General features: G+C 35.3%; 21 protein-coding genes. 15 read left to right on the forward strand and 6 right to left on the reverse strand.

The annotated features are described in order from the left end of the window. The first annotated feature begins 39 nt into the window (after nucleotides 1–39). Together B6A32_RS12945 and B6A32_RS12950 are read left to right on the forward strand one after the other, a co-directional pair. Nucleotides 40–906 (forward strand): LysR substrate-binding domain-containing protein, encoded by an 867-nt coding sequence (locus tag B6A32_RS12945; RefSeq protein WP_085304736.1) that lies wholly within the window; start codon nucleotides 40–42, stop codon nucleotides 904–906. Nucleotides 907–1,345: 439 nt separating this feature from the next. After that, entirely contained in the window at nucleotides 1,346–2,650 is a 1,305-nt protein-coding gene (locus B6A32_RS12950; RefSeq protein WP_085304738.1) for an NAD(P)/FAD-dependent oxidoreductase, read from the forward strand. Nucleotides 2,651–2,903: 253 nt separating this feature from the next. Here B6A32_RS12950 and B6A32_RS12955 read toward each other — a convergent pair whose 3' ends face one another. After that, the gene (locus B6A32_RS12955; RefSeq protein ID WP_085304740.1) at nucleotides 2,904–3,749 is read right to left on the reverse strand and encodes a LysR family transcriptional regulator; all 846 of its coding nucleotides are present in this window, start codon (nucleotides 3,747–3,749) and stop codon (nucleotides 2,904–2,906) included. A 138-nt stretch (nucleotides 3,750–3,887) separates the two neighbouring features. Here B6A32_RS12955 and rimK point away from each other — a divergent pair, with 138 nt between their 5' ends. Genes rimK through B6A32_RS12975 form a run of 4 tightly spaced genes read left to right on the forward strand, consistent with a single transcriptional unit; the run spans nucleotide 3,888 to nucleotide 7,182 of the window. Next, a complete protein-coding gene (rimK, locus tag B6A32_RS12960) occupies nucleotides 3,888–4,793 on the forward strand; it encodes a 30S ribosomal protein S6--L-glutamate ligase (protein WP_085304742.1) in 906 nt (301 codons plus the stop codon). 5 nt (nucleotides 4,794–4,798) lie between these two features. Then, nucleotides 4,799–5,821, forward strand: coding sequence for a succinylglutamate desuccinylase/aspartoacylase family protein (locus tag B6A32_RS12965; RefSeq protein WP_085304744.1), 1,023 nt, complete (start codon nucleotides 4,799–4,801; stop codon nucleotides 5,819–5,821). Nucleotides 5,822–5,835: 14 nt separating this feature from the next. Continuing rightward, nucleotides 5,836–6,267 (forward strand): ATP-dependent zinc protease family protein, encoded by a 432-nt coding sequence (locus B6A32_RS12970; protein WP_085304746.1) that lies wholly within the window; start codon nucleotides 5,836–5,838, stop codon nucleotides 6,265–6,267. Between the two features lie 27 nt (nucleotides 6,268–6,294). After that, nucleotides 6,295–7,182, forward strand: coding sequence for a mechanosensitive ion channel family protein (locus B6A32_RS12975; protein ID WP_101685961.1), 888 nt, complete (start codon nucleotides 6,295–6,297; stop codon nucleotides 7,180–7,182). Between the two features lie 243 nt (nucleotides 7,183–7,425). Here B6A32_RS12975 and B6A32_RS12980 read toward each other — a convergent pair whose 3' ends face one another. Together B6A32_RS12980 and B6A32_RS12985 are read right to left on the reverse strand one after the other, a co-directional pair. Then, nucleotides 7,426–8,103, reverse strand: coding sequence for a mechanosensitive ion channel family protein (locus B6A32_RS12980; protein ID WP_085304749.1), 678 nt, complete (start codon nucleotides 8,101–8,103; stop codon nucleotides 7,426–7,428). A gap of 243 nt (nucleotides 8,104–8,346) precedes the next feature. After that, nucleotides 8,347–8,982 (reverse strand): MlaC/ttg2D family ABC transporter substrate-binding protein, encoded by a 636-nt coding sequence (locus B6A32_RS12985; RefSeq protein ID WP_085304751.1) that lies wholly within the window; start codon nucleotides 8,980–8,982, stop codon nucleotides 8,347–8,349. 711 nt (nucleotides 8,983–9,693) lie between these two features. Here B6A32_RS12985 and B6A32_RS12990 point away from each other — a divergent pair. From B6A32_RS12990 to B6A32_RS13025, 8 genes are all read left to right on the forward strand, one after another. Further along, on the forward strand, nucleotides 9,694–11,466 hold the full coding sequence (locus B6A32_RS12990) for a CHASE domain-containing protein (RefSeq protein ID WP_085304753.1): 1,773 nt from the start codon (nucleotides 9,694–9,696) through the stop codon (nucleotides 11,464–11,466). A gap of 42 nt (nucleotides 11,467–11,508) precedes the next feature. After that, a complete protein-coding gene (locus B6A32_RS12995; protein WP_085304754.1) occupies nucleotides 11,509–11,937 on the forward strand; it encodes a response regulator in 429 nt (142 codons plus the stop codon). Nucleotides 11,938–11,962: 25 nt separating this feature from the next. Next, entirely contained in the window at nucleotides 11,963–13,651 is a 1,689-nt protein-coding gene (locus B6A32_RS13000) for an EAL domain-containing response regulator (protein ID WP_085304756.1), read from the forward strand. 205 nt (nucleotides 13,652–13,856) lie between these two features. Next, a complete protein-coding gene (locus B6A32_RS13005) occupies nucleotides 13,857–14,516 on the forward strand; it encodes a methylamine utilization protein (protein WP_085304759.1) in 660 nt (219 codons plus the stop codon). Continuing rightward, nucleotides 14,506–15,741 (forward strand): sensor domain-containing diguanylate cyclase, encoded by a 1,236-nt coding sequence (locus B6A32_RS13010; RefSeq protein ID WP_085304761.1) that lies wholly within the window; start codon nucleotides 14,506–14,508, stop codon nucleotides 15,739–15,741. Before B6A32_RS13005 ends, B6A32_RS13010 begins: the two co-directional genes overlap by 11 nt. Continuing rightward, the gene (locus tag B6A32_RS13015) at nucleotides 15,707–16,846 is read left to right on the forward strand and encodes a putative bifunctional diguanylate cyclase/phosphodiesterase (protein WP_085304763.1); all 1,140 of its coding nucleotides are present in this window, start codon (nucleotides 15,707–15,709) and stop codon (nucleotides 16,844–16,846) included. Before B6A32_RS13010 ends, B6A32_RS13015 begins: the two co-directional genes overlap by 35 nt. Continuing rightward, nucleotides 16,839–17,672, forward strand: coding sequence for a DUF3034 family protein (locus tag B6A32_RS13020; protein WP_085304765.1), 834 nt, complete (start codon nucleotides 16,839–16,841; stop codon nucleotides 17,670–17,672). The genes B6A32_RS13015 and B6A32_RS13020 overlap by 8 nt, the downstream gene beginning before the upstream one ends. Next, nucleotides 17,672–18,166, forward strand: a complete 495-nt coding sequence (locus B6A32_RS13025) for a group I truncated hemoglobin (RefSeq protein WP_198946916.1) — start codon at nucleotides 17,672–17,674, stop codon at nucleotides 18,164–18,166. The genes B6A32_RS13020 and B6A32_RS13025 overlap by 1 nt, the downstream gene beginning before the upstream one ends. A 249-nt stretch (nucleotides 18,167–18,415) precedes the next feature. On the opposite strand, the gene B6A32_RS13030 is transcribed toward B6A32_RS13025, so the two are convergent. Both B6A32_RS13030 and B6A32_RS13035 read right to left on the reverse strand, forming a co-directional pair. After that, entirely contained in the window at nucleotides 18,416–19,327 is a 912-nt protein-coding gene (locus B6A32_RS13030) for a mechanosensitive ion channel family protein (RefSeq protein WP_085304766.1), read from the reverse strand. A 14-nt stretch (nucleotides 19,328–19,341) separates the two neighbouring features. Further along, on the reverse strand, nucleotides 19,342–20,130 hold the full coding sequence (locus B6A32_RS13035) for a hypothetical protein (protein WP_085304769.1): 789 nt from the start codon (nucleotides 20,128–20,130) through the stop codon (nucleotides 19,342–19,344). 278 nt (nucleotides 20,131–20,408) lie between these two features. Between B6A32_RS13035 and B6A32_RS13040 the strand changes: the two genes are divergently transcribed. Beyond that, nucleotides 20,409–21,248, forward strand: a complete 840-nt coding sequence (locus tag B6A32_RS13040; protein WP_158088488.1) for a universal stress protein — start codon at nucleotides 20,409–20,411, stop codon at nucleotides 21,246–21,248. 158 nt (nucleotides 21,249–21,406) lie between these two features. On the opposite strand, the gene B6A32_RS13045 is transcribed toward B6A32_RS13040, so the two are convergent. Beyond that, nucleotides 21,407–21,892 (reverse strand): hypothetical protein, encoded by a 486-nt coding sequence (locus B6A32_RS13045; RefSeq protein WP_085304773.1) that lies wholly within the window; start codon nucleotides 21,890–21,892, stop codon nucleotides 21,407–21,409. Between the last annotated feature and the right edge of the window lie 18 nt (nucleotides 21,893–21,910).

Consider the following 21,910-nt stretch of genomic DNA (forward strand, 5'->3'; position numbering starts at 1 on the left):
TGCTAATTTGTAATTCACTTGTACATATAGGTAATAATCATGCAATGGGAAGGTATTAGCGAATTTGTTTTTGTCGCTGAAAATGAAAGCTTTACGCTCGCTTCAAAAAAAATGGCTATATCAACGGCGCAAGTGAGTCGGCAAATTAGCGCATTAGAAAACCGACTCAACATTAAGTTATTTTATCGCACTACTCGCAAAGTATCTTTAACGGAAGAAGGTAAAGTTTTTTATCAACATTGTCGTAGTGTGCTTGATGGTTTAGATGCAGCTGAGCGTGCTGTTACCAATTTAAAATCTAAACCCCAAGGAAAAATAAAACTAACGGCACCGGTAACTTATGGTGAAAAGCAAATACTCCCATTAGTAAATAATTTTGTAAAACAATATATTGATGTTGAAGTGTCAGCGTATTTAAGCAATCGGCAAATCGATTTAGCTGAAGATGGTTACGACCTAGCCATTCGTGTTGGTAAACTCAGCGACTCGTCGATGATGGCGAAAAAACTCGGTAAGCGTGCCAATTATGTTTGTGCTGCGCCAAGCTACTTAGAAAATCATGGTATTCCACATTCTATTGCTGAACTCAGTCAGCATAGCTGCTTATTAGGCTCTTCAGATTATTGGCATTTTAGTGAGTTAGACAAAGAAAAAAGTATCCGTTTAAAAGCTCGTTTACGTTACAACAACGGTCATTGCTTAACCGATGCAGCATTAAAAGGCTTAGGTATAGTACAACTTCCTGATTATTATGTTGAACAACACCTCAATAGTGGTGAACTGATTTCTTTATTAGATAATTACCGGGCGCCCGATGAAAGTATTTGGGCGGTATACCCACAAAATAGACACCTTTCGCCAAGAATAAGACTACTTGTTGATTACTTGGCTGAACAATTAGTTTGATTATGTATACGTTATTTATCGATAATATGGCGTATTAAAAGCCGACCTAAGTACGATTGACTACAAACTAGATTAAAACGATATAATGTAAGTGCTTTTACGGTTTACATAGTTGAGCTTTAAAAAAAACTCAACTAATATTTTAGAGAAGAAACTCATCCAAATGATGAGTTTATATGTTTATTATCAATACGTTAAATAAAAATCACTTTTTTGGTTTATTGCAAGAACGTAAATTAGCATAAAAAATTTCGCTCTATTTCACCTACAAATAGCGTTACCCAACACTAGCACTTGTAGCCTTAAAATGACTCAAATAGAGGATGACTACTAACCTAACTCTGATGTTATAATAATCGAATTACTTAACCATTATTTGCAACGTTTACGCTAGTACTCTTTTAAAATCGTTTTTAAATATTACTTTTAGGACAATATTATGAGCATTACCACACCTACAATCGTCATAATTGGCGGAGGTGCAGGCGGTCTAGAATTAGCAACACAATTAGGTCATAAACTCGGTAAAAAAAATCAAGCTGATATTTTACTCATTGATAAAAATCGTACTCATATATGGAAGCCTTTGCTTCATGAAGTCGCCACTGGCTCTATTGACCCGGATTTAGATGGTGTTGTTTACTCAGCGCATGCCGCTAAACATTATTATCGTTTTCAACTTGGTACTTTCTGCAATATTAACCAAAGCGATAAAACAATTACGCTTGCAACACTTCATGACGAACTTGAGCATATTATTTTGCCAGAGCGCAAAGTGAAATATGACCATCTTGTTATTGCTATTGGCAGTGTCAGTAATGACTTTAATACGCCAGGTATTAAAGAGCATTGCTACTTTTTAGATTCAAACCAACAAGCTGAACGCTTTCAACATACTTTACTCGACAGTTTTACTCGCCTTCACCAAGATGATAATCAACAGCAATCGCTTAATATTGCTATTGTAGGAGGTGGCGCAACAGGTGTTGAACTTTCAGCTGAGCTGTATCATGTATCTGACTTACTTAAGTTATATGGTTTAACAAACATGACAGCTAAACGTCTTCATATTCATTTAATTGAAGCTGGGCCGCGAATTTTACCTGCCCTGCCTGAACGAATTGCTTCCAGCGCTAAGCGTGAGTTATTGAAGTTAGGTGTTAACGTGCGTGAAAATACGCAAGTAAAAGCAGCGACTGAAAATGGCTTTATAACTAAAGATGATGAACATATTGATGCCAATATAATGTTATGGGCAGCAGGTGTAAAAGCACCAGACTTTATTAAAGAAATAGGAATATTTGAATTAACTCGCAGTAATCAGATTCAAGTAAATCAGTTCTTACAAAGTAGTGTTGATGAGAATATTTATGTTTTAGGTGATTGCTGTGCCTTTACCCAAGCCGATGGTATGCAAGTTCCGCCGCGTGCCCAGTCTGCTCATCAAATGGCACAATGTGTAGAAAAAAACCTTATTGCAACGATAAAACAGCAAGCCCTTAGTAAGTTTGTTTATAGCGATCATGGTTCTTTAGTTAACCTTTCTCGTTATAGTACTGTTGGCAATTTAATGGGGAACCTAACAAGCAGCAGTTTTTTTGTTGAAGGAAAAATAGCGCGCTTTGTTTACCTTTCACTATATCGAATGCACCAACAAGCTATACACGGTAGCGCTAAAACAGTGGCTTTGTGGATAAGCGAAAAAATACTGCGCGTTGTACGCCCAAAAATGAAATTACATTAATATAAAACAAACTTTATCTTACTTAGATTTCGTTATTAAAAAAAAGGTGAGTAAAGGTAAATTTACTCACCTTATTTATATGATAAAACATAAGTAATTTATATATTATATTTATTATAACAACAGGTTAGCTTCACTTTTATTTACAATAAAGTCACTAAAATTAATTAGTAATATGCTTAAGTTAAGTGTTTAAGTTAAGTGCTTTAAAATCCAGCAGCAGCTAAGTAAACCCTGCAATTAGCTCCTATAGTTAAACCACTAAATGTGGAAATAAGCCAATAGCTTGTTTGATCACGTCTGTTTTGTGACTTTTTGCTAAATACACCGCAAATATTTCTCTTTGATAAATAGGTGCACTTTCCACAATAAATAATTTACCCGCCTCAACGTGTTCAAAAGTCATTTGCCTTGGTAGGTGTGCACTACCCCCTGCTTGTAAGATATAATTTAAGGCAATACGCGGTTGACTCATAAAGTGTTTAGCTGGTGCTGCATCTTGAGATTCTCGTAAGTGTAAGGAGTTTACCGATTCACCATAATCTACCATGATATAATCTTCAGCTTGTGAATCATCTAGGTAATCAGGATCGGTAGTGACTAAATGTAAAGGCACAGTTGATACTTTTTCTGTTACCAAATCTTCAATAAATGGCGGTTCGAATAAAAACGCAATATCTACAGTACGGTTAATCACACTCTTTCTTAATTCCATGGGGGAATAAGTACTGGTAAATAAACTCACCGTATCTAAATTACGATGAATTTTTTGTAACCAGCCCTGTAAAACAATATCCCATATAGAGTTCATTGAACCAATAGCAAGCTGCATGGCATCGTGTTCGACAACACCCACATCATGTTTAGTCTTTTGCCACATGAAAAGTAATTCATTGGCATGTTTAATTAATCGATGGCCTTCTCTGGTTAATTTTAAATGCTTATGAGTACGATCAAAAAGTAGTACCCCTAAGTCATCTTCGAGTAACTTAATTCTGGCACTTACCGCTGACTGAGTAATAAAAAGATTTTCAGAGGCAACCCTAAAGTGTAATGTTCGACTCACTTCTAAAAACGTTGTTAATAATTCAAATTTCATAAAAACCCTCTCTAATCATTTTTTTTGATTAAACCAGTCAAAATATTGCGTTTTATTATTTTAAAGTTTGACTATACACTTTACTTACACATTTACCTCACTTTATTTATAAAAGTGAAAATAATCGGACAAAAAATTATGAAAGTTGCAATTTTATCAAGAAACAAAAACCTTTACTCAACAAAACGCTTAAAAGAAGCTGGCGAAGCAATGGGCCATGAAGTTGATGTAATTGACACTTTACATTGTTATATGGATATCACTAGCAGTAACTCAAAAGTACGTTACCACGGTAAAGAGTTACCTGTGTATGATGCCATCATTCCGCGTATTGGTGCTTCAGTTACATTTTATGGTACAGCTGTTGCTCGTCAATTTGAAATGATGGGCACATTCAATATTAATGAATCAGTTGCGATAAGTCGTTCACGCGATAAATTACGTTCATTACAGTTATTGTCACGTAAAGGCATTGGCCTGCCACGTACAGGTTTTGCTAGCAAAGCAGATAACGTTAAAGATTTAATTAAAAACGTTGGTGGTGCACCCGTTGTAATTAAGCTTTTAGAGGGTACACAAGGTATAGGCGTAGTATTAGCTGATACAGCAAAAGCTGCTGAAGCCATTATTGAAGCATTCATGGGCTTAAAAGCTAACATTCTAGTACAAGAGTTTGTTAAAGAAGCTGGTGGTGCTGATATTCGTTGTTTAGTTATTGGCGGTAAAGTGGTTGCAGCAATGAAGCGCCAAGGTGCTGAAGGCGAATTCCGTTCTAACTTACATCGCGGCGGTAGTGCTGAAGTTGTTAAGTTATCAAAGGCTGAACGCGAAACAGCTATAAAAGCAGCTAAAGCAATGGGCTTAAATATGTGTGGTGTAGATTTATTACGCTCGCAAAATGGTCCAATGGTAATGGAAGTTAACTCTTCACCAGGCTTAGAAGGCATTGAAAAAGCAACAGGTAAAAATGTTGCCGGTATGGTTTTTGAGTTTTTAGAGAAGAATGCTAAACCACACAGCAACAAAACTCGTGGTAAAGGATAATAGGCATGAAAGATATTTTAAAAATAGGTGAGTTTGAAATATTACCCGGCGAACAGCGCAAAATTGACTTGCCTGTAGCCAAGTTATATACCGATGCTAATGTATCATTACCTGTTCATATTATTCGAGCAAAAAAGCCGGGGCCTACTATTTTTATTAGCGCCGCGGTTCATGGCGACGAATTAAACGGTATTGAAATTATTCGTCGATTAATCAGCGAGAAAAAGTTTAAGATCACTCGAGGAACAGTAATAGCGGTGCCTATGGTAAATGTTTACGGCGTTGTAAACCAAAGCCGCTACATGCCCGATCGTCGTGACTTAAACCGTTGCTTTCCTGGTTCTGCTAAAGGGTCTTTAGCAGGTCGTGTAGCACATATTTTTCTTAATGAAATAGTAAAGCATTGTGATTACGGTATTGATCTACACACAGGTGCAATTCATCGCTCAAATTTACCGCAAATTCGTGCTGACTTGTCTTGTGAAGAAACAAAAGAATTAGCGTTAGTTTTTGGTGTACCGGTAGTGTTGAATTCAAACATTATTGATGGCTCATTAAGAGAAGCAGCTGTAAAACACAAAACTAAAGTACTACTTTACGAAGCCGGCGAAGCTTTGCGTTTTGATGAGTTTTCAATTCGTGCAGGCATGAAAGGCATTACAAACGTTTTGAAGCACTTAGGCATGCGTAAATCTTCAACATCGCGTAAAAAGGTAGTAGAACCCTTTGTTGCTAACAGCAGTCAATGGCTCAGAGCTAATGCCAGTGGTATTGTAAATCATCGTGTTAAGTTAGGTGACCAAATTAAAAAAGGCGATGTTTTAGCTGAAATTGGTAGCCCGTATGGTGATATTTTAGACGTGGTTAAAGCGAGTAGATCAGGTATATTAATTGGTCAACAAAATATTCCTTTGGTACAAGAAGGCGAAGCGATGTTCCATGTTGCGTACTTTGAAGAAGATGATAAAGATATCTCTGCGCAAATAGAGAGTGTTCAAGACAATCTTCTTCCGCAAAGTAGTATGTAAAAAGGTAATCTAATATGACAATAAAACAGAAAGCCATCATTGGACGTTTAGAAACAATTTCGCTACCTGAGTTAGCAATAACAGACATACAGGTACGCGTCGACACTGGAGCGAAAACCTCTTCGCTCCACGTTGACAATATTGTTAAATTCAAAAAGAATGGCAAAATAATGGTCAAGTTTGACTTGCACCCAGATGTTTACAATGTAGACGAAATTGCCTCTTGTGAGGCACCAATACATGATATTAGAAGGGTAAAGTCTTCAAATGGCACCTCAGAACAACGTTATGTTATATTAACGCCAGTACAGTTGGGTGATAACAACTGGTCAATTGAAATAACCTTAACTGACCGTTCAGACATGAGCTATTTAATGTTATTTGGTAGAGAAGCTATCGGTAAAAAGTTTCTGGTTGATCCATCAAAAGTATTTGTAAGTTCTTAACTTATTACAATTTATTAAGGTGTAAATATGACATTTGAAGAAATATTAGAACACATAACAGCATTACTGACTTTTAATGTAATTAAAGTATCAGATCAACAAATTACGTTGGGTGACATACTTTTTATTCCTTTGTTAATCATTGCTGGTTTGTTATTAAGCAAGTGGCTAATTAAATTAATTAGTAAACGCTTAAGAAAGAAAAAAACCGACCCAAATGTCATTCATTTAGTTGAGCGAATTTTATTCGTTATAGCAATAGCGGTTATAATTATTAGCATACTCGATTTTATGAATGTGCCCATTGCCGCTTTTGCTTTTTTATCTGGTGCTATTGCGATTGGTTTTGGTTTTGGTGCCCAAAATATTATCAATAACTTTATCAGTGGCTGGATATTAATGTGGGAACGCCCTATTCGTATTGGTGACTTTTTAGAAGTAGAAGATACTAAAGGGCTAGTAGAAGAAATTAACACTCGCTCAACCCGTATTAAGCGTATTGATGGTGTGCACTTATTAATACCAAACAGTAAGTTACTTGAAAACACGGTAGTGAATTGGACCTTAGTCGACCAATTTGTTCGATGCTCAGTCAGCGTTGGTGTTGCTTATGGCTCGCCTGCGAAAAAAGTAGCCGATTTAATTATGCAAGCCACTACTGAACAAGAAGAAGCACTAACCGAACCTAAACCTTTAGTTACTTTTGACGATTTTGGCGACAATGCATTAATGTTTCAAGTAACCTTTTGGATAAGTTCACGTGCAGAAACAGGTTTAAGAGTTGCCAAAAGTAATGTCAGATTTCGACTAGAAGAGTTATTTGAACAAAACGATATTGTTGTGGCCTACCCTCAACGCGATATTCATATTGATGGTTCATTACAATTACTAAAAGCAGAACGAAAAACAGATTAATTTATTCATTCCACACAAAAATGCCCCTGTCACAAAAACTGTTACAGGGGCATTTTTTTATTGTGTTTGATTACAGATGTTAATTAGAACAGCCCTAATGCACTTGAACTTAGTAAAGGGAAATAAGTTTATTTAGCACTTAATTATACTTTTCACTTTAACTTTAATAAATCCAACTAATCAAACACTTTTATCACGTAATATCAATTAGTTAACATATATTTACCTAGCTATTGTAAAGTATTACTCGCCCGTTTTTTTATTGTCGAACCATAGCTTCATAAAATCAGCTGTTAGCTTTTGTTCTATACCTAAGGCTTTTTCCGTAGGGCAAAAAATAGAAAACGCGATTTGGGTGTCACCCAGATCAGACGTTGATATTTGAATATGAGGCTCTGGTCCTGCAATTTTAATATCTAACCTATTTTCTATCAATTGGTTATACCTAACCGCAACTTCCTTAAACTCAACACAATACATATTTGCTTTTTCATGCAAGGTATCAATAAACACAAATGGATTAACACTGTCATCGCGCACTATTGTAAAATGATGCATAGCATAACGCTTTAAAAAGTTTAAGTTCTTAATAACCGTAGTAATTAACTGGCTATTAGGTACATACAAAGTCTTACCTGTATATTGATAATCATGTTTGTTTACCTCTAGCAGGGTCAATTTTGCCCAGTCATTTGAATGAACTTCGCCATAATATTTACCAACCTGTACCCAATCGCCAATACGAAATGGTCGGCTTGTTAAAATATATATAAAGCCAATAAAGCACTGAATAAACTCTCTCGTAGCCAACACAATTGCCACTATAAAAGCGGCGATCGAAAAAGCGAATTTCTGTATTTCAACTGACCAAAGATTAAAAATAAAAATAATGACTAATAGAGTAAATATATTATTAGTCATGTTAATTTTTAATCTTTTACTTTTTTTAGATTTTCTTTTTATCACCTTGATTGTGAGCGCCTTAAAGCTATAAAAGGCGATAATAAACAATAGTGTAAGAATAAATTTATACTCAAGTAAAAATTTAACAACTGTATCAATGTAAAAAATAATAATAACCTTATGTTAGATTGGCCAATGTTAACTTTGGCACTGAAATAGCGTTTATTTCAGTTAAGTATGTTGGTTGAGTTAAAACAGTTGCTATTCTTCAAGCACTTTTTGATTAATTTTTTCTAAATGAGTTAAAGTGCCTTCCACGCCTAATTTACTAAAACTGGCATTTATTTCTGCCTGCTTTGTCTGCAACAAACTTATGCCTTCAACTTCAATATCAAAAAAGAACCAATTACTATTATTTGACAACATAAGTTTAACCACGGCTTTATTGGTTTTGCTTTTGCCAACAATAGTAAGATCTACCATGGCTATTTTACCGCTTTTAGACAGTGTGCTTTGGCCAATATGTATCACTTCATTATTATACGCAGTTAAAAGGTTACTATAGGTATTAATGAGTTGCAGAGTTAACCCTGAAACAAAAGCGTCTTTTAGCTCATCTGGCACTTTAACCATATTTTTATTTAGTACTTTGTATGCAAAATAACGTGTATCAACCTCAGGCAATAAGTATTCGCTTAAAACAGCTCTGATATTGCCCTTAGTTAACGTGCCAGTGGTTTTAAGTTTAATTAACGATGACTCAATAGCATTAAAAACACGCTTAACTTTAACTTTTGGTTCGCTTTGTGATGCAAAAACCGTTGCTGAAATCAATAACACCATAGTAATGATAACAACACCAACTAAGTTAGTATTGAACGCCTTTTTGGTTTTCATTTTTGTACTCAATAAATAATGTAAAGTAATAATACCAATTGACTTAATGAATCGATCAATTTTAAACGAGGATAAATTTTCAGTAGCAAGGCGCTTGATTGATTCTTACATGGATGTAAGTCATTAGAGCAATGCAGGAGCATATTGTCGAGCAATAGCTGGCTATTGGGATTGAAAGCAACGTAGATACTGGATATTTAAACCGCTTTAGAATGATCGATTGTTTATATCAATTGGTATTATATTGATTAGTTTCTAACTAGCAAACGCTTTAATTTATACAAGTTAATCAAATTAATTTATTAATAATGGTGAGTTAAATAATTTTACTGTTTAATTTATCCTGCAAGATACTCACAATAAACTATCGGGCATTCGCCAAATATTATTTAGCTTTTGTGATGACCATGCTCATGAGCAATTTTTAATTTATTTACCTGCGAGTTCATTAATTGCTTTATTTACGTATATTACTTTTAAGTAAATTGAAATATAACAAGCACTTCAGCTGTGCGTTTTTTAAACAAAAAACATAATTAGTTCTCTTAAACTACAATTAGAATCAAAACCTTAGCAAAATTCATATTTTTATATTATCTTAATGATATAGTTAGTTAAATTACCATAAAAAACCATCGCGGCCTGTTTCTGTTCTTCATCAGAAGTAGATTGATTTATTAAATAATGAACCAATACATTTAGAGATTTTTAATGAACGATGAAACAACTGAAGTCACACACGCCGACCTTGAGCGACAAAAGTTAATTAATTCTAGCCGTTTTCATGGTGTTCATTGGCTAATCTTAGCGCTTTCATCAATTTTAACTGTTGGTGCGTGGTATATTGCCTCAGAACAAGTCAATAAAAGAATATCTGAGCGTTTTGAACGCGAGTCTTTACAAGTTGTTGAGCTTGTTAAAGAAAGAATGCAATTATATGAACACGCATTGTGGGGCGCGGTTGCCTATATAGATGCTAGTGACGAAGAAATAAATAACCAACAATGGCAAAATTATGCCAATAGTTTACGTATTGATAAAACCTATCCGGGCATTAATGGCTTAGGTATAATTTATAATATAACCAAAGAACAAAGATTAAGTTTTATAGAAAAACATAAAATTGATCGCCCTGATTTTATCGTACACCCATCACATAATACCTCTGAACTTTGGCCTATCACCTTTATCGAGCCTCTGGTATCTAACAAGCAAGCTGTTGGCCTTGATGTGGCGTTTGAAGGTAACAGGTATCTTGGCGTTAAAAAAGCGAGAGACAGCGGCACTGCACAATTAACGGGCCCGATTACATTAGTACAAGATGCTAAAAAAACGCCTGGCTTTCTTTTTTACGCACCATTTTATAAAAAAGGCATGAGTCATAGTACGGTGAGTGAGCGCCAAGCAGCAATTGAAGGCGTAGCTTATGCCCCTTTTATTATGTCGAAACTTATTTCTGGCACACTTGCAGTAGAACGACGCCACGTCAGTTTAAAAATTACCGATGCAGGTCAATCTTTATATAATGATGCAGATAATATACAAGCCGACAGAATAGACCCTACCCCTTTGTTTACTAACGTACTTGATATTAATTTTTATGGCCGACAATGGCATATTACTGTTCATTCAAATTTGAATTTTCGAGCAGCATCAGGCTCTAACCAACCCTATTTTATATTAGCAGGTGGTATTGTTATTGACCTTCTCCTATTAGCTTTATTTATTGTATTGTCTAGATCTAACAAACAAGCGCTTGTTTATGCCGATGCAATTACACGAGAATTAAAAATTAAAACCACCCGCTTAGTTAAATCAAACCAAGATTTAGAGCAATTTGCATACGTTGCTTCTCATGATTTAAAATCACCACTCAATGCCATAAGAAAATTAGTCAGTTGGATTACCGAAGATTGCGAAAACATATTACCTGACAGTTCTAAAGAGCATTTAAGGCTGTTAAATAACCGTAGTAAAAGAATGAATAAATTGCTCGATGATCTGCTCGATTACGCGCGTATTGGTCGACATGAATTTAAAGCTAAACCTTTAGATTTAAAAACAATAGCAACAGATATTTTTAACTTATTAGATCACCCTGACACCTTTACAATATCAGTTGATAAACAAGTGTTATTGTTACCCAGAACACCGCTAGAAGTTGTAATGCGTAATCTGATTTCAAATGCGATAAAGCATCATGATAAACCCGAAGGTCATATTCAAATACATTATAAAACTCTAGATAATATGCACCAAATTAGTATTGAAGATGATGGCCCAGGTATTCCACAAGAGCTGTTTGATAAGGCGGTTGAAATGTTTCAAACACTGAGACCTCGTGACAAAGTAGAAGGTAGCGGCATGGGGCTTTCATTAGCTAAAAAGACGATAGAGCATTATCACGGTAGCTTAACTATTCAGTCCGATGGTATTCGTGGAACAACTATCGTACTGTTATGGCCGATTACCAGAGAAAAATAACACATTAATACAAAAAATAAGTAACAAGGTTCTTGAATAATAATGATTGATAATAAACAAGAAGTCACACTCCTTCTTATTGAAGATGATGATATTGATGCTATGTCAGTAACACGCGCCTTTAATAAAATGTCTATAAAAAACAAAGTTATCAGAGCACATGATGGTCTTGAAGGATTAGAGCTTTTACGCAGTAGTGCCATTCCATCTCCTTATATAGTTTTACTTGATATACAAATGCCTAGACTTAACGGTTTAGAATTTTTACATGAAATTAGACAAGATCAAAACCTTAACCAAAGCACGATTTTTGTGTTAACCACATCTAAATCTGATGAAGATATCATGGCAAGTTACAAGAAAAACATCGCAGGTTATTTCATTAAAGAGCAAGTAGGTGAAGAGTTTTTAGATATCGCGAAAATGCTCAAAGGTTATTGGAAAATTGTGCATCTCCCAGAAAATAAATAAACTCCATTTACAAGGTACTTAATACGTGAACATTTTAATTGTAGATGATGATGGTATTGATAGAGAAAATATCAAGCGCACATTGGGTCACTCTACTACCCCGTTTAATTTTACAGAAACCGAATCTGTTGATGAGGCTTTATCGGCTTTGTCGGTTAATAATTTCGATATTATATTGCTTGATTACCGTATGCCAAAACGAGATGGTATTGAACTATTATTAGAGTTACGCAATTCAGAGAATGACTTAAACGTTGCTGTAATCATGCTAAGTAACTCTGAAGAAACTGAACTAGCCTTAGAGTGTGTGCGCGCTGGTGCCCAAGATTTTTTATTAAAATCAGAAGTATCAACATCCAGATTACAACGCGCCATTGTACAAGCACAAACACGTTTTGAATTAGAAAAACAATTGCATATTAGCTATCAACAAGCAAAAAAACTAGCTGAACATGACACATTAACAGGCTTATATAATCGTTACTCGTTTGAAGAAGCATTACAATTAAATATTTTACAAAAAGCGCGTGATAACTCTAAATTAGCCTTAACATTATTTGACTTAGATAACTTTAAATTTATAAACGACAATTACGGTCACCATATCGGCGATCAAATTTTAATTCAGGTTTCTCAAAGGATCAGCGACTGCTTAAGAGGCAATGAGGTTTTTGCTCGCTTAGGTGGCGACGAATTTGCTATAATTTTAACCAATTTACATACTGTCGACAATGCAACCCGCGTTACAACTAGAATACTCAATAGTTTAGAAGCCCCCTTCAATATTTCTGGCGCTAAAATTCATATGACCGCCAGTATCGGTATTGCCGTTTACCCAGACAGTACACTTAATGCTAATGAGCTCCTTAAGCATGCTGACATTGCAATGTACCGTTCTAAAAAACTGGGAAGAAATCAAATTTGTTATTTTGAAAGTGAAATGCAAGAACAATTTCTCCAACGTTATCAAATTGAAACTAATTTAATTGGCGCGATTGCCAGAAATGAGTTTACATTACATTATCAACCCATTGTTAACACTTCAGGGTCAAATGTTGTTGGTTTTGAGGCACTAATAAGGTGGAACTTTCAAGACCAATTGCTCTACCCTGATAGCTTTATTTCTATAGCTGAAAATTCACGTGCAATTGTTGATATTGGCAGATGGGTTATTGAACAAGCTATTTATCAATTATCGGTTTGGAATTTACGCACCACTACAAAGTATACAATTGCGATTAATTTATCGAGTGTTCAATTAACAGATAAATGCTTAGTACAATGTATAGCTGACGCTTTAAGTAAGTATCATATCAACCCAGCACTAATAGAGTTTGAACTAACAGAAACAACGTTGCTTGAAAACAGCAAACAAACCATTAAAACTTTAGCGTCAATAAAAGATTTGGGCTGCCGTATTGCTTTAGATGATTTTGGCAGTGGATTCTCCTCGGTTTCACATTTACAAAACTTTCCAATCGATACCGTAAAAATTGATAAATCTTTAATTATGGCGTCTGATGAAGAAAAATCACGCTCATTAATCACCGGCCTTTCAGCCATGTTGCATTCTTTATCTCTTAATATTGTGGCAGAAGGTATCGAAAATGCAGAAGTTGTACAATTTTGCCAGCAACTAAATATTCAACGGGCGCAAGGATACTATTACGCTAAGCCTTTACCTGTTGATGATATTGAAAAAAATTATTTTTAGTGTGTACTAAGTACTTTTAGATAAACTAGATTCTTTCTCATGGTGTTTAGCTATTTTACATTTGCATTTGTCACACTAAAAGCATAGTTTTAAGTTAATAAGGATTATGTTTAAGCATTGCTAAACTATTGGTTTATCTTTAATAAGCACATAAAACATGACTTAAGCATACATAGATAGAGTTATTTATTGTTTAAAGGAAATTATGAAAAATCGCTTTTTAAACACGTCAACATTGCTAGTTTCTTTATTTGCACTTAGCGCTCAATCATCTGCCGATTCATTTTGGGTGCTTGATCAACAAGGCTTACCGGTTAAAAATGCTGTATTAGAGTTTATTAACCCGATCCCAACGCCAAAGCCAGCTCCCCAGCCTAATACGCTCATTATGGATCAGGTTGATAAGCTATTTAAGCCCGATATTTTAGTTGTTCAACAAGGTGATTTTGTTGATTTTCCGAATAGCGATAATATTAGACATCATGTTTATTCCTTTTCTTCAGTAAACCCTTTTGAGTTAAAACTATACTCTGGTCGACCTGAAGCGCCATTACAATTTAACAAAACGGGTGTAGCCGTTTTAGGCTGTAACATACATGACTCTATGGTTGGTTATATTTACATCGCGGGTTCAAAACACGTACTAATGACTGATGAGCAAGGTAAAGCGACTTTAGAAGATGATATTAAATACGAAAGTGTTAATGTTTGGCATTCTAGTTCAGTAACCAGTGTAAAAAATATTCCATACGATAACTTATCAACAAAACCAACAGACACTGACTCATTTGTAATTAACCTAGTGCTTGAGGTACCTGAGCCACGAAATACCTTCCAAACTATATTTAAGCCCAATGGCGAGTAAAGTTTCTCTACGCCAACAAATTACGCTATTAGGCGTGTCACTTGTTATCTTAACGGTAACAAGTTTACTCGCTGTTTTTATTTGGAAATCTATTTCCACTCATAGTGAACAAATAGATCAAAGAATAACCAGCGCTGAAAATGTACTTATTGAGTATTTAAAAGCGAAAGAAGAGTTACTTTTTACTGCATCTAAAGTATTAACAGCAGATTTTGGCTTTAAGCAAGCCGTAGCTACACGAGATAAAGCAACAATTTCTAGCGTACTAGAAAATCATAGCTCCCGTATAAATGCTAGCTTGATGATATTAAGTGATTTAAACGGCAGTATTATCTCATCCAGCAATCGTCAAATTAACTTTGACTCTACTGTGGTAGAAAATTTAACCACCAATCAACAAAACTTAAATAAAACGCAATTAATATTACTTGACGGTAAACTCTATCAACTGATAATTTTGCCAGTACAAGCGCCCAGAACCATAGCCTATGCCATTATTGGCTTTCAAATTGATCAAGCTTTTGTTAACGAATTAAAAAGGCTAATGGCCATTGAGGTAAGTTTTCTCTATCAAGAGCAACTTATTATTTCCACGTTAAAACATCCTGACTCAGCTCATAGTAAGCATTTTAAAGAAACCGATAAAAGCTGGTTACTTTTTGAAAGAAAAATTTACGAAAATAAAGCCATTGTATTTACGAATACTCAAGGCAGTGAATATATTGCCCAACTTTCTGTCGATTTAATGCCAAGCTATAATGAACTCGACAAATTAGTGCTTATTACATTATTAATTTCACTATTGATTATAACGATTACAGCGTTTGCATGTAGTGTTATTGCACGTAGCCTAACGAAGCCGCTATATCAGTTAACCCGCTTAACTCGTAAGTTTTCTGAAGGTAATTATGAACACAAAGAAATAGCCTCTCAGGGCAGTTTAGAAGTTACGCGTGTATATAATAGCTTTATTAAAATGGGGCAAAAAATAGAACAACGTGAAGGTGAAATTAATTACCAAGCTAAGCATGATGTTTTAACCGACGTTTATAATCGCTCAACCTTACTTGACTTACTTTCAAAACAAATTTCTAGTCATGATCACTCTACCTATTCATCCTTATTGGTTATGGTTATTAATGTTCGGCATTTTAAGCGCATTAACGACAGCTTAGGCTCTGGTACTGGCGATGGCGCACTTAAGGCTATTGCTCAGCGCACTTAAGGCTATTGCTCAGCGCACTAAAAGCATTTACCTCGATAAAACATTAATGGTGGGTCGATTTTCTGGTACTGAATTTTGCTTAGTTATTAAGCTAACACATGACGATAGCTATGAAGATTTAGTTGAGCAATTTCTAACTCAGTTACGCGCACCGTTACAAGTTAACAACTTATGGTTAAATTTAAATTATCGTATTGGTACCTGTTCTTTCCCAGAACAAAGCAGCAATGCGAAAGAAGTTGTTAGGAGAACAGCAATAGCCTTAGAAGCTGCAAGATCAGAAAACACTTCGATTAGGGCTTATAAAGAAGGTGAAGATGAGGCTTACCTAGAAAGGTTGAATTTACTTGAAGAACTTAGAGAGACAATGAAGCGTGATAGCGATGAGTTGTTTATGGTCTATCAACCTAAGTTAAATTTAGAAAACGGCAAAATAGAAAAAGTAGAGTCATTAATTCGTTGGATAAAGTCTGACGGCCAGTTTGTTTCGCCTGAACTGTTTATTCATTTAGCCGAGCAATCAGGGCTTATTATAAAGCTCACTCATTGGGTTATTGATACTGTGCTTAAGCAACAACAAGCCTGGCTTGCAAACAATATAAGGTTGAAAGTAGCGATTAATATATCAGCACAAGATATTTCTCATCCAGATTTTATTGATTATGTGTTCGAAAAAATTTCGCAATATAATATTGACCCCGACTTAATCACATTAGAAATAACCGAACGCGATATTATGACTAATGAAGATTTAGTGATTAGTAGACTTAAGCATTTGAAAAAAACCGGTATACAAATCTCTGTTGATGATTACGGTATAGGTCAATCTTCATTAGGTAAATTAAAACAATTACCTATTGATGAATTAAAAATTGATAAAGCATTTATACTTGAACTCGATACATCAGAAAAAGATCAATTTATTGTAAAGTCTACTATCGAGTTAAGTCATCAACTCGGCTTAAGTGTAGTAGCAGAAGGTGTTGAAAATAAAGCCTCTTTAGATATGCTTAAAACCATGAAATGTAATCACATTCAGGGTTACTTTCTTTCGCGGCCAGTTAAATCTGCAGACTTACTTCTATGGTTAAATGATTATGAATAAATTTACCTCAATATTTTACGCATGTTTTTTTACAGTTTTCTCGCTTAATTGTTTAGCAGAAGGAAAGATTCTTGCCACGCCGGGTGTGTCTCAAATTGAAGGCTCGGGCGGCGGCGGTATTGTACCTTGGGCACAATTAGCCGGCTATGCTACTGAAGAAAGTATCTCAGCGAGTGCTGCTTGTAGTCGGGTAACGGTTAAAGACTTCTCTTTAGATAGTTGTGGTGTTCAAGCAAATTTTTATGACAGAATTGAATTGTCTTATGCCAAGCAAACCTTTGAGGTGAATCCTCTTAAACTAGACTTAAAACAAACGATTATTGGTGCAAAAATTAATTTATTTGGTGATTTGGTTTATACCTCATTGCCTCAAATTAGCTTAGGTATTCAATCAAAAAGATTAAAAACAAGCGATGTTGCTTTTGCACTTGGCGCAGAAAAAGATTCTGGTACTGATGTATATATTGCCGCCAGCAAGTTGCATTTAGGTTTTATTAACGGCTATAACTGGTTGTGGAACATTACTGCAAGGCACACTAAAGCTAATCAAATAGGTTTGCTAGGCTTTGGCGGTGCTAATGAAAAAGCTAAGATTCAATTAGAAGCATCAACGGCAATTTTATTAGATAGACATTTAGCGATCGGGGTTGAATACAGGCAAAAGCCCGATAACTTAGGTTTAGGTGAAAACCATTGGAAAGATATTTTTGTTGCCTGGTTTCCAAATAAACATTTGAGCGTTACTTTAGCTTATGTTGACTTGGGTAGTATAGCCGCCATTGACAAACAAACTGGCTGGTATTTATCGACTATGTGGTATCTATAATGAAGCGTAAAATAAATAATAAAATCAAAGCTGATGTGGAAATGGGCATGCGAAAAGTAACTCAATATCTCATGTTAGTGATATTACTCGGCTGTGCCGCATGCGCCTCACCTGAAAGTAGTAAAAACAATAGTAGCAATGCCAGTCTCTATCAAAAAATAGGCCAAAAGCCTGCTATTGATAACATCATTGATAATTTAGTAAATCTCATTGGACAAGATAATGTTGTTTTTTCACACTTTGCTCAAAGTAATGTAACTCATTTTAAAGAAAAGTTGTCGATATATTTATGTAACATAACAGACGGGCCATGTAAGTATAATGGCGATACTATGCAAGATATACATAAAGGCATGCATATCGATACCAACCAATTTAATCACTTTGTAGAGTTGTTTATCGCTGCAATGGAAGCATCAAATATTAGTTACCCAATACAAAACCAATTATTAGCAAGGCTTGCCCCGCTCAGGGAAAGCATCATAAAAATGTAAAGTGAGTCATACCAATTGAAATAAATAATCGTTCATTCCTCGCTTAAAATTGGTCAATAACTTATTACATTGGGTATTAGGTATAGTGCTGTAGAATGTAATTTAATTTATCACTAGCTTGAGCTAGCTGGCCTAAAACCAAACACAAGCTAGCGATTCCCCTTTAATTCAACACCAATGCCTAGTCGCCCAGTACCTAATCAACGAATAATGCTATTATCCATCATTCACAGTATCTAGCTGACATTTTTAAATTTTTTGCTCATCATCATTCTTTTCAGCAGCATTGTTTTCAGCAACATGAGTATTTAAAGGCTTATTATCATCACTAACCATAGTCGATAATGGGAATGGTGATGTTGCAGATCCTGCATATAAGCTCACATGCGGAAATGGAATTTCAATGCCTTGTTGATCAAAGGCAATTTTAATCTCGGTATACATACTGTTTTTCAATGCTAAAAAGTTCTCTCGCCTCGACCATACTGAAAATTGAATATCAATTGACGAGCTACCAAAGCCGGTTAGTATAAAAACAGGCGCTGGCTCTTCAAGGCAGATTAAATTTTTTGACGCGAGATCAATTAATATTTTACGTACTTTTTCTATATCTTCTTTATAAGCAATACCAATTTTTAAATCAGCTCGACGTATTGGGTATTTGGTTAAAGTTGTTACCGCGCTTTTGATCATGCTTTCATTTGGAATACGAACAAACAAATTATCAAAGGTACGTAGCTTAACAGAAAGTAAATCTATCGAAATTACCTCTCCAGTAATGTCATTTACTTTAATAACATCAGTTATAGAAAATGGGCGCTCGATCATCAAAAACAAGCCACTAATAAGATTAGAAGCCGAGGTTTGAGAAGCAAAGCCAAGTGCCACAGTAAAAATACCTGCTGCGCCTAATAAAATGCTGAGATCAATACCAATATTATCTAATGCTGAAATAGTCACTAACACTAAAATACTATAAAAAATCGACCTTTTTAAAAATAATTGTCCATGTGCTGTCATTTTATGCTTTGCTATTCTAACCACCGCAGAACTGATTAATTTTGCAATTATAAAACCTATAATAAACAGCAAAAGCGCCTTACACAGGGCAAATAATGGTGAGGCTTTAAGAACTTCGATAAACGCTATAATATCATTCACAATATTTCTCTTTATTAAGCAAATAAACTACTAATACTTCGTATTAATATACTTTTGTCACTCGCTACTCGTGGACTACTAACCAAAACTGACGATACCGCCTCAATTGGCGCATGTTTATCTAGGTGTAACTCAACATTATCAACATGGCTACCACGGTGTACCGATATCCCTGTTGTCCAGAGCTGATTTTCTTCATCGGCATATAAATGTAATAAGGTAACGGGTACGTTAATACGTTCTATAGTTAACGATTCACTGTGATTGTTAATAACAGTAATAGGGGTAATCGCTCTATGCGCCCTTTTATCTATATTGGCGAGTTGAATACGCGCCGCGGTATATTTCGCGTAGCAAATTTGTCCTACTCGGGTTGACGGGCCAAACCATGAATCTGATGGTCGCCAAAAAGGTAAATCTAGCAGTTTTTCACCTTTAGGTAATAGCTTAGCTGAAAACCAAACAGGTGTACTTACATACAAGCGCGCTTTTTCGCCAGCAAGTAACGTTAACGGTGTATCGGGCCTAGCGACAACAGAGCGATCGGCAAGTAAAGGTAAAACTTGTACTTTTTCTGAAGTGTTCTGCTGTAAATAGCGACCAAATTTAGCTTGCTCAAAGCAACAGTTTTCTGCCAATTCACCAAAAAACATAGTTTCGTCATTTTCTATATCTGACTCTAAATTCCAACTATTCCACTCGTTTTCAAACCGTTGTAATACTATTGACCTTTCACCCAGTCGCCAACAACGTTGTTGTTTGAGGCTAAATGAAAATTCCCCCCACCAAGCATTATCTGCCATTTTACGCTTCTCTACTTTAAAGTTTTGTTAGTTTATTGGCACTTATGATGCCTAAAAACGAAGTTTAATAACGTGCCAGGTAAAAACACGACTTTCAATATCACAGACGTTAATAATTCTGGCAATAATTTAGCGCTGAGAATAAATTTAGCTGTTATAACAATCGCTTTCTATATTGATAGATTATGCTATCTTAAGTCACTTGTGTATATACCCTACACCGCTTATTCACTGGCCTTTATTGCTATTAATCTTTTATGTCTTCAAAGGAAAATTTCATGACAACTTTGCATATTGTTTTGTCAGACTTAGAAATTACTCACGCTACGCTTTCGAAAGTAACTGCGCTTCAGCATAAACTTTCAGCAAATGTTGTTTGGTATTTACATCACCATCAAAAGTTATTTGACCGACGTTATTTCACTGATGAGCTTGCTAATATCTCTAGCGGATTACAAGCAAGCCATGATGATAAAGTTAAACAAATAGAACTGAAAATCAGAAAGCACTTCCCCACCAGTAGTATTTATCACTGCAGAGAAAAATATTGGTCAAAAGAGGTTAAAAGTAACTCTCAAAAACTTGACCCAATCGTTATTATTCGCTCTAAATCTGGTCTTACGTCTGCTGATAACCAACATATCAGTAAAAATAAAAGTACCGTATTTATCATCAATCAAGAAAGATGGTATTCAGACGGAAAGGCCCTTGGTGCTATTGACCCTTTTCATGAAGATGATGAAGAAAACAAGTCTGATATTAAAGTGGTTGATTTTATGCGACGTTGGATTACGCCAGCGGAACAAGAATCTCCATTCCTGCTGCATGTTATTCATATACCGCCATTAGCGATTGAATACGAAAGACAAATAGAGGCATTGCATAAAGAGCAAATATATAGTTTTGCTAAAACCATAAAATGCCCAAAGCGTTCAATAACATTTGTTAGAGGTACTCCTGAAGATGCACTGTTAACTTATGCAGACGAAAATAAGGTCGATTTAATCGTATTGGGTTGTAGAGAGCATAGTTTGTTTGATAAATGGCTTAATGGTTCAACGATATCAGCTTTACTTAGCCACCAAACCTGCGATTTAGTGTTAATTAATACCCCGTAAAGACATTAATTTTGTGTCTAACGATTAATTTTAACATGCTCTGGATTGCGCAATTAACGTTAGACATTTTTACTTTATAAGGTGCTTGTTTGGCTTTTGGCTAAGTATTTAGTTAGATATTGAGTTTGGTATCTTCCCAGTTAATCATTATGTTACTTTTATGTACTAACAATAAAAAATAAATCACCAAAGCCCCATAACAAGGTGCCTGTTATAAGCAGCGAAACCTCAAGAATGCCAAGCTGTAATCTAACGGCTTGAAGTATTTTTTCTGTTTTTTCTTCAAAGTCATCTTCAATACTTTGTATTTCGCTTTCCATATTCTCACTTGATACTTTCAATCTACGTAGCTTTCTTTTAGCACGTGCAAGTGTAATTCGATGTTGAAAATTAAGTCGACCAATTAAAATTCTTTCTTGTATTATGCCACCTAACCCTGACCAAACGCCCAGAACAGCAATCAAACAACCACTGCGCGTAAGCCATTCTAGTCCGGCATATTCTATAATAGAAAGGTAAACGCCAAGCACGGCAAGTAAAATGGCTAATAACCAACTTATTAAAGGGTGGCGTTTGGAAATACTTACCGTTGCTGCTAAAGCTTCTGAAGTAGATTCATCTAATTTTGTTAAACCTTCGGACATAAATACCTTATTTTTTTG

This window comes from Colwellia polaris (assembly GCF_002104515.1).
GTDB classification, from domain to species: Bacteria; Pseudomonadota; Gammaproteobacteria; order Enterobacterales; family Alteromonadaceae; genus Cognaticolwellia; species Cognaticolwellia polaris.

What these genes read in the sequence shown, in the direction of transcription:
- B6A32_RS12970 (WP_085304746.1), top strand. Translation starts at nt 5,836, where the DNA reads ATGACAATAAAACAGAAAGCCATCATTGGACGTTTAGAAACAATTTCG.
- rimK (WP_085304742.1), top strand. Translation starts at nt 3,888, where the DNA reads ATGAAAGTTGCAATTTTATCAAGAAACAAAAACCTTTACTCAACAAAA.
- B6A32_RS12950 (WP_085304738.1), top strand. Translation starts at nt 1,346, where the DNA reads ATGAGCATTACCACACCTACAATCGTCATAATTGGCGGAGGTGCAGGC.
- B6A32_RS13015 (WP_085304763.1), top strand. Translation starts at nt 15,707, where the DNA reads ATGGCGCACTTAAGGCTATTGCTCAGCGCACTTAAGGCTATTGCTCAG.
- B6A32_RS12945 (WP_085304736.1), top strand. Translation starts at nt 40, where the DNA reads ATGCAATGGGAAGGTATTAGCGAATTTGTTTTTGTCGCTGAAAATGAA.
- B6A32_RS12955 (WP_085304740.1), bottom strand. Translation starts at nt 3,749, where the DNA reads ATGAAATTTGAATTATTAACAACGTTTTTAGAAGTGAGTCGAACATTA.
- B6A32_RS13005 (WP_085304759.1), top strand. Translation starts at nt 13,857, where the DNA reads ATGAAAAATCGCTTTTTAAACACGTCAACATTGCTAGTTTCTTTATTT.
- B6A32_RS13010 (WP_085304761.1), top strand. Translation starts at nt 14,506, where the DNA reads ATGGCGAGTAAAGTTTCTCTACGCCAACAAATTACGCTATTAGGCGTG.
- B6A32_RS12975 (WP_101685961.1), top strand. Translation starts at nt 6,295, where the DNA reads ATGACATTTGAAGAAATATTAGAACACATAACAGCATTACTGACTTTT.
- B6A32_RS13025 (WP_198946916.1), top strand. Translation starts at nt 17,672, where the DNA reads ATGAAGCGTAAAATAAATAATAAAATCAAAGCTGATGTGGAAATGGGC.
- B6A32_RS12995 (WP_085304754.1), top strand. Translation starts at nt 11,509, where the DNA reads ATGATTGATAATAAACAAGAAGTCACACTCCTTCTTATTGAAGATGAT.
- B6A32_RS13040 (WP_158088488.1), top strand. Translation starts at nt 20,409, where the DNA reads ATGACAACTTTGCATATTGTTTTGTCAGACTTAGAAATTACTCACGCT.
- B6A32_RS12980 (WP_085304749.1), bottom strand. Translation starts at nt 8,103, where the DNA reads ATGACTAATAATATATTTACTCTATTAGTCATTATTTTTATTTTTAAT.
- B6A32_RS13035 (WP_085304769.1), bottom strand. Translation starts at nt 20,130, where the DNA reads ATGGCAGATAATGCTTGGTGGGGGGAATTTTCATTTAGCCTCAAACAA.
- B6A32_RS13020 (WP_085304765.1), top strand. Translation starts at nt 16,839, where the DNA reads ATGAATAAATTTACCTCAATATTTTACGCATGTTTTTTTACAGTTTTC.
- B6A32_RS12965 (WP_085304744.1), top strand. Translation starts at nt 4,799, where the DNA reads ATGAAAGATATTTTAAAAATAGGTGAGTTTGAAATATTACCCGGCGAA.
- B6A32_RS12990 (WP_085304753.1), top strand. Translation starts at nt 9,694, where the DNA reads ATGAACGATGAAACAACTGAAGTCACACACGCCGACCTTGAGCGACAA.
- B6A32_RS13045 (WP_085304773.1), bottom strand. Translation starts at nt 21,892, where the DNA reads ATGTCCGAAGGTTTAACAAAATTAGATGAATCTACTTCAGAAGCTTTA.
- B6A32_RS12985 (WP_085304751.1), bottom strand. Translation starts at nt 8,982, where the DNA reads ATGAAAACCAAAAAGGCGTTCAATACTAACTTAGTTGGTGTTGTTATC.